The 14,644-nt window shown below is 58.0% G+C and carries 9 protein-coding genes and 3 rRNA genes (1 of these 12 only partly in view); 7 read left to right on the top strand and 5 right to left on the bottom strand.

Features of this window, described 5'->3' with window-relative positions; genetic code table 11:
• The first annotated feature begins 85 nt into the window (after nucleotides 1-85).
• The gene (locus tag ACA058_RS00625; protein ID WP_008064081.1) at nucleotides 86-424 is read left to right on the top strand and encodes a hypothetical protein; all 339 of its coding nucleotides are present in this window, start codon (nucleotides 86-88) and stop codon (nucleotides 422-424) included.
• A 77-nt stretch (nucleotides 425-501) separates the two neighbouring features.
• On the opposite strand, the gene lapD is transcribed toward ACA058_RS00625, so the two are convergent.
• A complete protein-coding gene (gene lapD, locus ACA058_RS00620; protein ID WP_497637379.1) occupies nucleotides 502-2,481 on the bottom strand; it encodes a cyclic di-GMP receptor LapD in 1,980 nt (659 codons plus the stop codon).
• A gap of 14 nt (nucleotides 2,482-2,495) precedes the next feature.
• Nucleotides 2,496-3,191, bottom strand: a complete 696-nt coding sequence (lapG, locus tag ACA058_RS00615) for a cysteine protease LapG (RefSeq protein ID WP_497637378.1) — start codon at nucleotides 3,189-3,191, stop codon at nucleotides 2,496-2,498.
• A 197-nt stretch (nucleotides 3,192-3,388) separates the two neighbouring features.
• Between lapG and ACA058_RS00610 the strand changes: the two genes are divergently transcribed.
• The 6 genes from ACA058_RS00610 (at nucleotide 3,389) to ACA058_RS00585 (ending at nucleotide 11,636) form a co-directional block, all read left to right on the top strand.
• The gene (locus ACA058_RS00610) at nucleotides 3,389-4,096 is read left to right on the top strand and encodes a GntR family transcriptional regulator (protein WP_497637377.1); all 708 of its coding nucleotides are present in this window, start codon (nucleotides 3,389-3,391) and stop codon (nucleotides 4,094-4,096) included.
• 704 nt (nucleotides 4,097-4,800) lie between these two features.
• Nucleotides 4,801-5,577, top strand: a complete 777-nt coding sequence (locus ACA058_RS00605; RefSeq protein WP_497637376.1) for a DUF3050 domain-containing protein — start codon at nucleotides 4,801-4,803, stop codon at nucleotides 5,575-5,577.
• Nucleotides 5,574-6,503: a diiron oxygenase gene (locus tag ACA058_RS00600; protein WP_497637375.1), complete on the top strand. Its 930-nt coding sequence runs from the start codon at nucleotides 5,574-5,576 to the stop codon at nucleotides 6,501-6,503. The genes ACA058_RS00605 and ACA058_RS00600 overlap by 4 nt, the downstream gene beginning before the upstream one ends.
• Before the next feature lie 13 nt (nucleotides 6,504-6,516).
• On the top strand, nucleotides 6,517-9,933 hold the full coding sequence (locus ACA058_RS00595; RefSeq protein ID WP_497637374.1) for an amino acid adenylation domain-containing protein: 3,417 nt from the start codon (nucleotides 6,517-6,519) through the stop codon (nucleotides 9,931-9,933).
• 27 nt (nucleotides 9,934-9,960) lie between these two features.
• Complete coding sequence (locus tag ACA058_RS00590; RefSeq protein ID WP_497637373.1) at nucleotides 9,961-10,428, top strand: SRPBCC family protein; 468 nt, start codon at nucleotides 9,961-9,963, stop codon at nucleotides 10,426-10,428.
• Nucleotides 10,429-10,619: 191 nt separating this feature from the next.
• Nucleotides 10,620-11,636, top strand: a complete 1,017-nt coding sequence (locus ACA058_RS00585; RefSeq protein ID WP_497637372.1) for a DUF4880 domain-containing protein — start codon at nucleotides 10,620-10,622, stop codon at nucleotides 11,634-11,636.
• A gap of 85 nt (nucleotides 11,637-11,721) precedes the next feature.
• On the opposite strand, the gene rrf (ACA058_RS00580) is transcribed toward ACA058_RS00585, so the two are convergent.
• The 3 genes from rrf (ACA058_RS00580) to ACA058_RS00570 form a co-directional block, all read right to left on the bottom strand.
• Nucleotides 11,722-11,837: ribosomal RNA gene (gene rrf / locus ACA058_RS00580) — 5S ribosomal RNA — on the bottom strand.
• 110 nt (nucleotides 11,838-11,947) lie between these two features.
• Nucleotides 11,948-12,063, bottom strand: a 5S ribosomal RNA gene (gene rrf / locus ACA058_RS00575).
• Nucleotides 12,064-12,233: 170 nt separating this feature from the next.
• Nucleotides 12,234-14,644: ribosomal RNA gene (locus ACA058_RS00570) — 23S ribosomal RNA — on the bottom strand; it runs 481 nt beyond the window's last position.

The raw sequence follows: 14,644 nt of genomic DNA, 5'->3' as shown, positions 1-14,644 counted from the left end.
GATTTCGTCAGCACACCGCATACTCGCCTGCACTTGGCCTATGCTGCTGACAGCATGATGCTGGTCCATTTCTGAGGGATGCCCAATGTTTTACGTGCAACGCGATGCGCAAGGCCAATTGGTTCGCGTGGAAGCTGCCGCCTATGCCGAAGCCACGGAAACGCTGCCGGCCGACCATCATGAAATCCAGGCCTGGTACGCCAACGAAACGATGGAGGTCAGCCTCAAGCAGCTCAAGCAAAGCGACCTGGAAATGATCCGGGTACTCGACGACTTGATCCAGGTGCTGACCAGCAAAGGCGTGATCCGTGTGACCGACCTGCCGCCGGCCGCACAGGCCAAGCTGATGGATCGGACCCAGGCCCGTGAGGCGTTGGGCGGATTAAGCCATTTGATCGATGATGATGAGGCAGGACTGATCTAAGCCTGCCGTACCCCCCTGTAGGAGCGAGCATGCTCGCGAAAAACCTGAGGCCGCCGCGGGGCGTCAGATGCCCCGTGTCATCGTTGCCCTCCATCGCGAGCAAGCTTGCTCCTGCACCAAGGCTTGGGCGCACCAAACAATTGCCCCTGAACCCCATAAAGCCCCATCTCGCGAATCACCGACAACTCCCCTTCTGTCTCGACTCGCTCGGCAATCAACGGCAGGTCAATGCTGTGCGCCGCCCGCTGGATGGCCTCGATAAACAAACGCTTGTCACTCTCCTGATCAATCGCCCGGAAGTAGCTGCCATCGACCTTCAGATACGCCAACCCTAGCCGCGCCAGGTTGCCGATCATGCTGAAGCGTCCGCCGAAACGTTGCAGGCTCAGCGAGAACCCCAGCTCGCGCAGGCGCCGCGTCAGCTCCTCGAGCACCGTTTGCTCAGGCAATTGTTCCTCGCCGATCTCCAGCGTCAGCCGCGATCCCAGGTTGGAATGCGAACGCAATAGGTCGAAGACTTTATTCAGCGCCTGCGGGTCAGCCAGGGTTGCCGACGACAGGTTCAGCGCCAGCGACTCTTCATGGCCAGCCATCTGCTCGAGCACCAACTCCAGCATCAAGCGGTCCAGCCGCGCAGTCCAGCCAAAACGCTCCAGCCACGGCAAGAAGCGCCCAGCGGGAATGATCTGGCCCTCGGTATCAGTCAAACGCGAAAGCACTTTGTAGTGCAGCACCAACTGGGTGTCCTGGGCGGCAACCACCGGCTGGAAGAACAATTCGAAACGCCGTTGAGTCATGGCCTGATCAAGCAGGTTGTGCCACGCATGATGGTCATCACCCACACGAGGCGACGTGCCCTGGTCCAGGCAAGCCCAGCTCGGCTCACCCTGGCTCTGCGCCTGAGCCAGTGCCTGATCCGCCAACCCGAGCACTGCTTGCGGTGAGTCGCCATGGGCAAAGGGGGCCAGTCCAATTGAGGCCACCGAAGCAACGTCCGTGGCGCCGGTGGCGTGCAGGCTCGCCAAGGCACTGTCGAGGCTGCGTGCCAGTTGCAACGCTTCATCGCGAACCAGCCCTGGCGCCAAAACGGCAAATTCACCGCCCCGAATTCGCGTGACCAGGTTTTGCGTTTCCGGGTACTTGGCGCACTCGCGAGACAACTGCAGCCCGACCGCCTTCAACAACTCATCGGTCCGTTGACCACCCAGGCGCTGATTCAAACCCGCCAGATCATTGACCCGCAGCAACAGCAGATAACCCGAGCTGGCCTGCTCGGTATTGCTCACCCGTGCGTTCAACTGCATCTCGAAATAACGACGGTTCGCCAGCCCTGTCAGGTTGTCCTGATAAGACTCGGCCCGCAGTTTTTCACTACGCTCAGCCTGTTCCTGAAACAGTGCCTTGAGCTTCTCGACCATCTGGTTCATCGCTTGAACGACACGGCGCAATTCAGGCGTACGCGGCAAATCCGGCAGGCTGAGGAATTCGCGGCGGGCAATGGCGTGGGATTGCTTGACCATGTAGTCCAGGGGCTTCAATTGCCGGCGCAACAGCAATGCACCCAATGCGGCGCTCACCGCGCCACACAGCAGCAGCCAACCGAGACTGCCCAGCGCACTCTGCCAAAGCTTGGCCAAGGCAAACATCGGGTGGCTGACCACCTCGACCCGCGCGGCCTGCTCCCAACCACGGCTGACGATCGCATCGCCACCGGCCGCTTCCAGGCCGATCAGCTTGATGAACCAGTCCGGTACGTTGTTGACCGTCGGAATACCGCTGCGCTCGACGATGACTTTGTCGTCGCTCACGTCGACCACGCGGATACTCGCATAATAGCCGCTGTCGAACAGCGAGCTGACCAGCAACTCGACCATCGCCGGATCGTCGATGTTCGGTGTCAGGGACACCGCCAATGCCGTCGCGCCATCCTGGGCGTGAGAACGCAACTGGTTGACGTACTGGGTGCGCGAACTTTCCAGGCTGACCATGAAGCTGCCGGTAAAGGCGACCACCAGGAACAGACAGATAGCGATCAACAGCTGTTTGAACAAAGACATCTGAGCGTGAGCTCCTAGTTAGTCGTCTCGACCGGAAAACCTTCGGCCTGCATTTTTTTCAGCACATCCTGCCAACGGGACAGGCGTTTGGTATCACCGACCTTCTTGTTACCCTTGGCGCCGGGCAAGTACAGACCTGCTGCATTAAAGGAATAGACCGGAAGCAAATCCGTTCGTTGGCTGGCGGGCTGGATGGTGTCGATCAGGCTGTCGAGGATCAACGGCATCGCCTCTGGACTCGAATAGTAGGTCAACACCATGTGCGCCCGGTTCAGACGCAGGGCCTTGACGTAGGTAATGCGCAGTTTGTCACTGGAAACGCCAAGGTGGCGCAGGCTGAAATACTTGGCGATAGCGTAATCTTCGCAGTCGCCGGCACCTTTCCACAGGGCTTCGATTGGAGTCTCCCAATAATCGACCTGCTGCCACAAGTCGATGTCTTCAACGTAGCGCACCTGCTTGTTGACGAACCGGTTGACCACGTTCAACTGTTCCAGCTCGCCAAGCTGCTTCTGGCTGGCCAGCAAATGCTGCCAATCATCTATGCGCTGCTGGCCTGCGCCCAAAGGTCCGTACAATGCCTGCGCCCGACGACTGATCAGGGAAAAATCCCAATCGGCATGCAGCCCGCCCACCGTCACGCCGGCCAGCAGCAATGCGCAGGACAGCCAGCGCAGCATCCGTGAAATCGGGAAAAAACGTGCCGCCAATGCGAGGCATCCAGGGTAGGCAGTTGGAAGTCGGTTGATGGTGTAGGTTAGTACGGCAAAAAACAATGGCACAGTGAGATCAGCGATGGCGCGCTAAACTGGAACATGGGCACTGTGCTGATCGTTTGACAAGATTTCAGGCAGTCACTAGTGTCAGTTGGATCCAAAAATAACTCAGTCAATCAGGGTGCGTCGTAGTGACACAAAAACCCAACCCTCTCAGCACCATCAAGGTCAACGGTCCCATTGCGGCTCACTTGGCGCGCGGGGTTATCGAAGAAACCTTGCGCGCGGCCATCCTGGACGGTCGCCTACCGTGTGGCTTCGCCCTGCGCCAGCAAGACCTGGCCGATCTCTTCGGTGTCAGCCGCATGCCTGTGCGCGAAGCGTTGCGCCAACTGGAAGCCCAGGCATTGCTCAACGTGGTCGCCCATAAAGGCGCTGTGGTTGCCCCACTGGTCCAGGGTGATGCAGCGGAAACCTATGCCCTGCGGATCTTGCTGGAGTCCGAAGCCCTGCGCCTGTCGGTGCCGTTGCTTGAGCCAGCGGATCTCGAACAGGCCGCGCGTTATATCGACCAGCTGGAGACGGAACAGGACTACACCGAAATCGGCCGGCTCAATCGCCTCTTCCATATGTCGCTCTACAGCAAGGCACCCAATCGCCGGTTGCTGAAACTGGTAGAGGACGGGCTGAACGAAGAGGAGCGCTTCCTGCGCTTCAACCTCGAAGCCATGGGCCTGGGCAAGTTGTCCCAGGAAGATCACCGGGCCATGTGGCGGGCCGCCGACGCGCGGGATGCCGAAGGATCGGTGAGGTTGCTGGTAAACCATCTCAATCGCGGGGTTGAGGTCATCACCCGGTACCTCGACAGTCCGGAAGCCAAGAACAGAAAAACCTCGTAGCAAAGGCAGCGGCAGGCCTGAGGGCGAACCGACTTCGCTTGCCGCAACGTTTCGCCATTCATCACTGCGCATAATCTGCTTACAAAATCCCCCTGCCCCGGCTTCAGCCCGTTGTAGCCACGCCCGAGCCCTTCGGCTGTCGCCCCATCATCGCTCCGACTTCTCGATGTCTCGGTGATAGCGGCTGCCTTGAATTACGCTCACTCCTGGGTTGCCAATACACAATTCACGGGCGACGCACCGCCAGCGTGGAGCAGTCCCCGCATCAAGAACCTACGGAAGGAGTCTTGCCCCGGGAATGGAAGAATCGGCGCCAACCCTCGTCAAACTTCCCCCCCAGATCACCTCAAAAATCCCGGTTGGAAAGTTGCTTCGAGTGAGGCATTCACTCTTTATTAAAATTCTGACACCTATAAGACAGAAGGAGTAACTACACCTGAATAAAACTTTCAATGGAAGTTTTATCGCAACTTCTCGCGCCCTACAAAGTTGAACTTTAAAATATTAACAAAACAACTTGCTCGATACTTTATTTGTGTATTAGTTTTTCCACGCCCCAGCCAACAATGGCTGCGACGGCGCAACACAAAAACTGGATGTACAAACCAATCAATTGGATTCAGGTATTCGCTCGCCTACAGAAAACTTCAAACAGCTGTTATTCATTGATCACAGCACATGCCCGACTATGGAGAGACCTGCAAATGGAACCAACTAAAGACCGACTTGACCAAAAGAAAGCTGAACTAGGTGCACACCCGATATTCTCCGAAATCAATTCCCTGGCGGTCTTGCAACGCTTCATGGAAACCCATGTATTTGCCGTCTGGGATTTCATGTCGTTGACCAAGCGCCTGCAGCAGGAACTGACCTGCCTGCAATTGCCTTGGCTGCCACCGAGAGACCCGCAAGCTGCTCGGTTGATCAACGAAATCGTCTTGTGTGAAGAGTCCGATGCCCGACCTGTCCAGGGTCACTACAGCCATTTCGAGTTGTACCTGGATGCGATGCGTGAAGTCGGTGCGAACACCGTCGCCGTCGAACGCTTCGTGGCACTGCAACAGGAAGGCGTGAGCTACGACGTGGCGCTGCAAAGCGTGGACGTCGATCCGGCGGCCGCCCGGTTCGTTCGGCAAACGTTGCACACGGCTCTGCATGCGCCAGGCCACAGTGTCGCGGCGGCGTTTGTGCATGGTCGCGAGAGCGTCATCCCGCAGATGTTCCAGCGCATTCTCGATGACTGGGGCATCGGTATCGAACAGGCACCGACCTTTCGCTATTACCTCGAACGGCACATTGAGGTCGATTCTGAAGACCATGGCCCGGCCGCCGAAAAACTGCTCGCCCGCCTGGTCGATGGCGATCCGCAACGTGCCGAAGATGCCTATGCCTGCGCCATCGCTGCCATGGAAAGTCGCATCGCCCTGTGGGACGGCCTGCGCCAGAGCATGAGCGAACCCCTGGTGGAGGTGGACGCATGAACGCCAGCGACTACCAGTCCTTCGCCGACGCCTGGGAGAGCCGCGCAACCATCCGCACACGCCCGCGTCGCGTGCTCGAGAACGACGACAAGCTCATCTACCCGTTGAGCCGCCAACCGCTGGTGCTCAGCGACACCTTCCTGCGCGAGTGCCCTGAGCAGCGGGATTTTGCCCTGGTGCAAACGCTCTACAAATTCATTAACGACGTGGTGATTTTCGAAACCGAGATCGTCGACAAGGCTGCCCGCAACATCGCCAAGAATCGCTTCGCCATTGAGTTTCCGTTCGCCTGCCGCTACGACGCGATGACGGTGGTGGTGGACGAGGATTACCACGCACTGGTGGCCATGGATTTCATGCAGCAGACCGTCGCCATGACGGGGATCACACCGATCGATCTGCCGCACGAAATCGAGCTGAGCCGGGCCATTCCAGCAGCCGTCGCGCTTGCGCCGCCACACCTGCGCAGCGCTATCGAACTGATCTGCGTGGCCATCGCCGAAAACACCGTGACCGGCGATGTCGCGGCGTTCGCCAAGGACGACACCATCAAACAGTCGATCAAGGGATTGATGGCCGACCATCTGCTGGACGAAGGCCGGCATTCCGGTTTCTGGTCGCGGATGGTGCGCATTTACTGGCACACCGCGTGCGAAGACGACCGTCAGTGCATCGCGCAAATCCTGCCGGTGTTCATCGAGCATTACCTGACCAATGACATCCAGAAGTCTTTCGACTTCTGCTTGATCGACGCCTTGCAGATCGGCGATGCCGCGCGCAACGCCCTCAAGAGCGAGGTAGCCGGGCTGGCCTTCCCGATCAACCGCCATCACCCACTGGTCGCCAACATCGTGCGGTTTTTTCGCAGCAGTTCGCTGCTCGACTCGCCGTGCGTGCAAAACGCCTTGAGCGACTACCTGATCTGACAAGGAGCCCATCATGAGACGTATCGACATTCTGCTCGTTGGACAAAGCCAGGCCTTGGATGCCCTGGCGCTGGAGCTCGAACAACAGGGTCATGCACCGACGAAGGTAGCGGCGCTCGACGAACGGGCCCCGGGGCATCCGGACCTTGTAATCGATGACGCCACCCTGGACGGGCCGGGTTGCAATGATACGCCGCGCCTGACGCTGCAGATGGGTATCAACCTGCCGGGCGCTTCGGGCCTGCCGTCGCTGGAGCTGTTGTGCACTGTCGGTTCGACATTGCTCACGCGCGTGCCAATCGCCGATGAACCTTCGGGCAACGGCCAGGTGCTGCGTCAGCGCGCGGTAACGGAACTGGTGGATCACGCAGCTCTGTTGGTCAGCCGCTACTCCCGGGACCCCGAGTATTTTCTGCTGGCCGAAGTGACGGCCCCCGCTCACTTGGGGACCGTCGAAAATCTGCAGTTTCTCGACAGCCTGGCCTTCGTCCATCGGCGCAATGCGACCGTCGATCCCCGCCTGCTGAAACTCGCTCAGGTGCCGATCATCGAGCGGCTTGAGCAGCGCTTCATTCAGTGCGCCGAACGACCAGCCTTGAACGTGGCAGGCACCACCCTCGACTACGGTCAATTGCATGCACTGAGCCGCGCGATCCAGCAGCGATTGCTGCCCTTGCTCGATCAGCATGATGGTCCGGTGGTGGTAGGCATTTGCCTGCCCAAATGCAACGCGCTGTATGCGGGAATCCTCGCAATACTGGGCTGCGGCGCGGTGTACCTGCCGCTGGAGCCAAGCCACCCGCTGCAACGTCAGCAGTACATCCTGTCGAACGCCGGCGCGGTGTTGCTGCTGCATGACGGGCAGCATCCCCTCGCGCCTGACATGCCGAACCTCGATATCACCGACATCGACCCCGAAGAAGTGGATCTCGATCACCCCTTGGTGCGCCACTCAACCGCTCCAGACTCGCCGTGCATGGCGCTCTATACGTCGGGCACCACTGGCCAGCCCAAAGGTGTTCTGCTCAGCCAGGCCAACCTCGCGCACTTCACTGCCTGGTACGCCGACTACGTGCAACTGACCGAGCAGAGCCGGGTGCTGCAATTTTCGTCGCTGGGTTTCGATTCGTCGCTGATCGATATCTTCCCCACCCTGTTACAGGGTGCCGAGTTGATCGTGCCCAGCGATGATCAACGCCGCGACCCGCTGCAAATGGTGGAGTTTATCCGCGGCCAGCAACTGAGCCATGCCTTTTTACCGCCGGCCTTGTTAAGCATCCTGCCGCTGGAGCAGTTGAAATACCTCGATCACATAATGACCGGGGGCGATGTCTGCGAGCCTTGGGTCATCCAGCAGCTGACGCGCCAGGGCAAACTCTACAACCTCTATGGCCCCACCGAAGCCACGGTGCTGATCACCGCCAGGCATCTGCAGGCCGGTGACAACAATCGGACACTGGGTGGCCCGATCGCCAACAGTCAGGTGCTGATTCTCGATGACGACCTGCGACCGGTGATCGACCAGACCGTCGGCGAGTTGTACATCGCAGGTCCTGGGGTGTGCCTGGGCTATCTGAACAACCCGCAACAGACCGCCGAGCGCTACCTGAATCTGACCCTGCCGGATGGCCGAACCCTGCGTGTCTATCGCACCGGCGACATGGCGAAGTGGACCAAGGATGGCGTCGAGTTGTGCGGACGGCGCGACAACCAGGTGAAGATCCGTGGCTTTCGCGTCGAACCGCAAGAGATCGGATGTTGCCTGCGCGACAGCCAGTTGTACCGCCAGGTGGCGGTAGTCATCGACAGCCATCGACGGATTCTGGTGTTCCTCGCCCAGCCTCGGGAAGACCGGCCCGGCGAGGCTCGCCAGGCCCTCAAGGCTCATGCCCTACAGTCCTTGCCGGACTATATGCAACCTGTTGCGTGGACGGAATTGACCAGCATGCCGTTCGCCAGTAACGGTAAGGTCGATCGCAAGGCGTTGCTGGACCTGCCGGTCAACGTGAGCGAGAACCCCCGCCGACGCCTGCCCGCGAACGCCGACGAGGCCTTGTTGCTCAAGATCTGGGCCGAACTGCTGGAGTTGCCAGCCCACGACATTTCCACCGACGAAAGTTTCTTCAACCTGGGCGGCCATTCCATCCTGCTGTCGCGCATGCTCCTGCGCTTGCGTGAGGCGTTTGGCCGCAGCATCTCGATCAACCGCTTCATCGAGCTGCCCACCATCAGCAAACTGGCGACCCTAGTGCGCGGCTGCGGGACTGAAGAGGTACTCAGCGCACAAGCCTTGGCCGATGCAGGGCGCGAACTGCATGTGCAGCCCCTGGCCTCTCGTCGCATGGGCGATGTGCGTAAAGTGATCGTCACCGGCGCCAACAGTTTTGTCGGTGTGCACATCGTCGAAGCGCTACTGGCCTGGGGTGCCAGCGAAGTCGCCTGCCTGGTTCGCGATGGCAATGGCCAATCGGCTGGCGAACGTTTCACCCACGCACTGCGGGAGAACCGTCTGGAACATCTGGATATGAGTCGGGTGCGGGTTTACCCGGCGATCATCACGCGTCCGGCGCTAGGGCTGCCTGGGGAGGTCTACGAGCGCCTGGATCGAGAGTTCGGAGTCTTGGTGCATAACGCCGCCAACGTCAATCACGTACTCGATTACGAGTCGCTGGCAGGGGACAACGTCGAACCGATTTTCGAATGCCTACAGCTGTGTGAAGGACGCAGCAAGAAGATCTTCAACTTCGTCTCGACACTCTCGGCCTCCAGCACGATGACCGCCGATGGCCAGGTTCTTGAACTGCCCGCCGCGCAGACTCCGCCGATCTACATCAAGAACGGTTACAACCTGTCCAAATGGGTCGGCGAACGCATCCTCGAACGCGCCCGGGAACAGGGCGTGCTGGTCAATCTCTACCGCCCCGGCAACGTCAGCTTCAACAGCCTGACGGGTGTGTGCCAGCCCCACAAGAACCGTTTAATGCTGATGCTCAAAGGCTCGATCCAGCTTGGCCAGGTGCCGGAGTTTGCGCTGAATTTCGACTTGATGCCCGTGGACTTCCTCGCCCGTTTCATCGCCTTCCATGCCGGCCGTTATCAGCCAGACAAAGCCGTATTCAACCTGCACAACCCCGAGCCGCTGGACTGGGAAACCTACGTGGCTTCGTTTCGCGAAGCCGGCCGGGAGTTTTCCCTGGTCAGTGTCGCCGACTGGCAACAACAGCTGGGCCGGGTCGACAGCGACAACGCGCTGTTCGGCGTACTCGGTTTCTACCTCAACGGCTTCGAGGAAGACATCGGAGACATCTCGATGATCGGCCACGCCAACGCCCAGGCCGGCGTGCAGCAGATGGGCGCGCGCTACCCAGAGAAATCCCCGGCGCTGCTGCGCCGAGGCTGCGATTACCTCAAGGAAATCAATTTCATCTGATTCACCCCCACCAAACGGAGCAAAACCATGAACACACTGCAACCCGATACCCTGATCAAAAACCCACAAGGCTGCCACGTCGTTTCCTCGGTGGAAGTGCCCGCCGATGCCGCGCAAGTCTGGGCGGTGGTGGGCAATTTCTCCGGCTTCGACCGGTTCATCCCGGCGCTGTCGCACATCGAGATGACCGGCGAAGGCGTGTCGTCCCTGCGCAAGAAGTTCTTCAAGGATGGCAACCTGGTGGTGGAGCAACTCAACTCCAGGGATGATGAAGCGCTGAGCATGACCTGGACCACGATCTATAACACCCTGGGTGTGGCCAACCTGTGGGCGGCGATGCAGGTGAAACCTGTGGATGCGGGCAAGTCCGTGGCTACCTGGACCATCATCGCCGAACCGGCGCAGGACGGTTCCGTAGCATTGGCGGGGTTCAAGGACTTCGTACAGGGCTTTGCCGATGACTCGATGAGCAATGTACTGAAGCTATTTTCGTAACAATTTGGTTCGGCGGTGGCTGGTCCACCGCTTTCGGGAGCAGGCTCCGGGCGGCGCTCCGACGAATGAACGCTTACTCGGTCCAATTGAGTTGAGCTCAGCAGCAGTTGCAAATTCCCCGTCGCTTGATAACAATGCGAGCAATTATCATTTGTGACATTCTTGCGTTCATGCCCTCATCTGAGTTTGCAGTGCCTGTGGACAACCTGTCGCCGAGCCGACGCGGTGAGCCGCACCAGCAAGTGGTCAAACAGGCCATTCACTGGTTGCTGCGCCTGCGCAACAACGCCGCCAACGCCAAACTGCGGCAGCAATGCGATATCTGGCGCGCTGCACAGCCTGATCACGAGCTGGCTTGGCAGCGGGTGCTGTCGCTGCACTCTGAGCTGAGCAACAACTTGCGGGCGGTACCCGATGCACAGGTCGCCCTCAATACATTGGAAAACAGCCCCCCGGGATTGGGTCGCCGCCAGGCGATGAAGTGGCTGTCGGGTGCATTGCTGATGGGCTCGGCTACGTGGCTGGGCAAGGATGTCATCGGCTGGCAGAAATGGAGCGCCGACTTCGCCACCTCCACGGGTGAGCGCCGCTTCTTCCAGCTACCGGATGGCACCCGGCTTGAGCTCAACACGGACAGCGCGGTAGATCTGGGCTACACGCCACAACAGCGCCTGATCAAATTGACCCGTGGTGAAATCATCGTCACCTGCGGCGGCATCGATGAAGGTGCTTCATTCGACCGGCCATTGCGGGTTCACAGTCGCCACGGCGTGTATGAAGGCGTGGGCGCGCGTTTTATCCTGCGACATGATGAAGGTGACTGCACGCGGCTCAGTGTCACCAATGGCTTGGTAGTGATTCATTCGCCATTGGGTGCCGATGGCCAGCCGACTCTCGTGCAGGCAGGGCACAGTTACCTGGTCGATCACCAGCAGGCTCGGCCGACGCCGTCGCTGGACATGGATGTCGGCGCCTGGGCGGATGGTTTGATCGTGACCCGCAACATGCGGCTGGTGGATTTCATCAAGGAAGTCGGGCGCTATCGCCACGGGTATCTGAAGTGCGCGGCCGACATTGCCGACTTGCGACTGTCGGGGATTTACCGCCTGGAGGACACCGACAAGCTGCTGGCCATGCTGCCGCAGGCTCTGCCGGTGCAACTGCGCTATCACACGCGTTGGTGGGTGATGCTGGAACGGCAGGTCTGAACAGCTTGGTTACGTCTACGCCTTTGGCAAGCCCAGAACGACAAAACCCCTGTCTGCGCAAGCAGACAGGGGTTTCGGAATTCAATCTTGACGATGACCTACTCTCACATGGGGAAACCCCACACTACCATCGGCGATGCATCGTTTCACTTCTGAGTTCGGGATGGGATCAGGTGGTTCCAACGCTCTATGGTCGTCAAGAAATTCTGTGTGCCGGTCCGTCCGTAACGACGTGCCAGCGAATTCTTGATGTTTCTACTAATAAGACAAAACCCCTACCTGCATGCGCAGATAGGGGTTTTGGAATTTAATCTTGACGATGACCTACTCTCACATGGGGAAACCCCACACTACCATCGGCGATGCATCGTTTCACTGCTGAGTTCGGGATGGGATCAGGTGGTTCCAATGCTCTATGGTCGTCAAGAAATTCGGGTACTGAGTCGTGGCCAGTTGGCCTCGCTTCAGCAAATTGGGTATGTGATAGCTTCGGTGTTTTGTGAGCATCTCGAACTTTCGGTTCGTTTCGTCTTCACACACCGCAATCTGGTCTCTTTCGTCTTTTCAACGAGGAGCATCAAATTGCTTGGGTGTTATATGGTCAAGCCTCACGGGCAATTAGTATTGGTTAGCTCAACGCCTCACAGCGCTTACACACCCAACCTATCAACGTCGTAGTCTTCGACGGCCCTTCAGGGGACTCAAGGTCCCAGTGAGATCTCATCTTGAGGCTAGTTTCCCGCTTAGATGCTTTCAGCGGTTATCTATTCCGAACATAGCTACCCGGCAATGCCACTGGCGTGACAACCGGAACACCAGAGGTTCGTCCACTCCGGTCCTCTCGTACTAGGAGCAGCCCCTCTCAAATCTCAAACGTCCACGGCAGATAGGGACCGAACTGTCTCACGACGTTCTAAACCCAGCTCGCGTACCACTTTAAATGGCGAACAGCCATACCCTTGGGACCGGCTTCAGCCCCAGGATGTGATGAGCCGACATCGAGGTGCCAAACACCGCCGTCGATATGAACTCTTGGGCGGTATCAGCCTGTTATCCCCGGAGTACCTTTTATCCGTTGAGCGATGGCCCTTCCATACAGAACCACCGGATCACTAAGACCTACTTTCGTACCTGCTCGACGTGTCTGTCTCGCAGTCAAGCGCGCTTTTGCCTTTATACTCTACGACCGATTTCCGACCGGTCTGAGCGCACCTTCGTACTCCTCCGTTACTCTTTAGGAGGAGACCGCCCCAGTCAAACTACCCACCATACACTGTCCTCGATCCGGATAACGGACCTGAGTTAGAACCTCAAAGTTGCCAGGGTGGTATTTCAAGGTTGGCTCCACGCGAACTGGCGTCCACGCTTCAAAGCCTCCCACCTATCCTACACAAGCAAATTCAAAGTCCAGTGCAAAGCTATAGTAAAGGTTCACGGGGTCTTTCCGTCTAGCCGCGGATACACTGCATCTTCACAGCGATTTCAATTTCACTGAGTCTCGGGTGGAGACAGCGCCGCCATCGTTACGCCATTCGTGCAGGTCGGAACTTACCCGACAAGGAATTTCGCTACCTTAGGACCGTTATAGTTACGGCCGCCGTTTACCGGGGCTTCGATCAAGAGCTTCGCGTTAGCTAACCCCATCAATTAACCTTCCGGCACCGGGCAGGCGTCACACCCTATACGTCCACTTTCGTGTTTGCAGAGTGCTGTGTTTTTAATAAACAGTCGCAGCGGCCTGGTATCTTCGACCGGCGTGGGCTTACGCAGTAAATGCTTCACCCTCACCGGCGCACCTTCTCCCGAAGTTACGGTGCCATTTTGCCTAGTTCCTTCACCCGAGTTCTCTCAAGCGCCTTGGTATTCTCTACCCAACCACCTGTGTCGGTTTGGGGTACGGTTCCTGGTTACCTGAAGCTTAGAAGCTTTTCTTGGAAGCATGGCATCAACCACTTCGTGTTCCAAAGGAACACTCGTCATCAGCTCTCGGCCTTAAGATCCCGGATTTACCTAAGATCTCAGCCTACCACCTTAAACTTGGACAACCAACGCCAAGCTGGCCTAGCCTTCTCCGTCCCTCCATCGCAATAACCAGAAGTACAGGAATATTAACCTGTTTTCCATCGACTACGCTTTTCAGCCTCGCCTTAGGGACCGACTAACCCTGCGTCGATTAACGTTGCGCAGGAAACCTTGGTCTTTCGGCGTGGGTGTTTTTCACACCCATTGTCGTTACTCATGTCAGCATTCGCACTTCTGATACCTCCAGCAAGCTTCTCAACTCACCTTCACAGGCTTACAGAACGCTCCTCTACCGCATCACCTAAGTGATACCCGTAGCTTCGGTGTATGGTTTGAGCCCCGTTACATCTTCCGCGCAGGCCGACTCGACTAGTGAGCTATTACGCTTTCTTTAAAGGGTGGCTGCTTCTAAGCCAACCTCCTAGCTGTCTAAGCCTTCCCACATCGTTTCCCACTTAACCATAACTTTGGGACCTTAGCTGACGGTCTGGGTTGTTTCCCTTTTCACGACGGACGTTAGCACCCGCCGTGTGTCTCCCATGCTCGGCACTTGTAGGTATTCGGAGTTTGCATCGGTTTGGTAAGTCGGGATGACCCCCTAGCCGAAACAGTGCTCTACCCCCTACAGTGATACATGAGGCGCTACCTAAATAGCTTTCGAGGAGAACCAGCTATCTCCGAGCTTGATTAGCCTTTCACTCCGATCCACAGGTCATCCGCTAACTTTTCAACGGTAGTCGGTTCGGTCCTCCAGTTAGTGTTACCCAACCTTCAACCTGCCCATGGATAGATCGCCCGGTTTCGGGTCTATTCCCAGCGACTAGACGCCCTATTAAGACTCGCTTTCGCTACGCCTCCCCTATTCGGTTAAGCTCGCCACTGAAAATAAGTCGCTGACCCATTATACAAAAGGTACGCAGTCACCCAACAAAGTGGGCTCCCACTGCTTGTACGCATACGGTTTCAGGATCTATTTCACTCCCCTC

The organism is Pseudomonas sp. LBUM1649 (assembly GCF_059716155.1).
The sequence above is the reverse complement of the archived record's forward strand: the minus strand, read 5'-3'. Positions and strand labels throughout refer to the sequence as shown.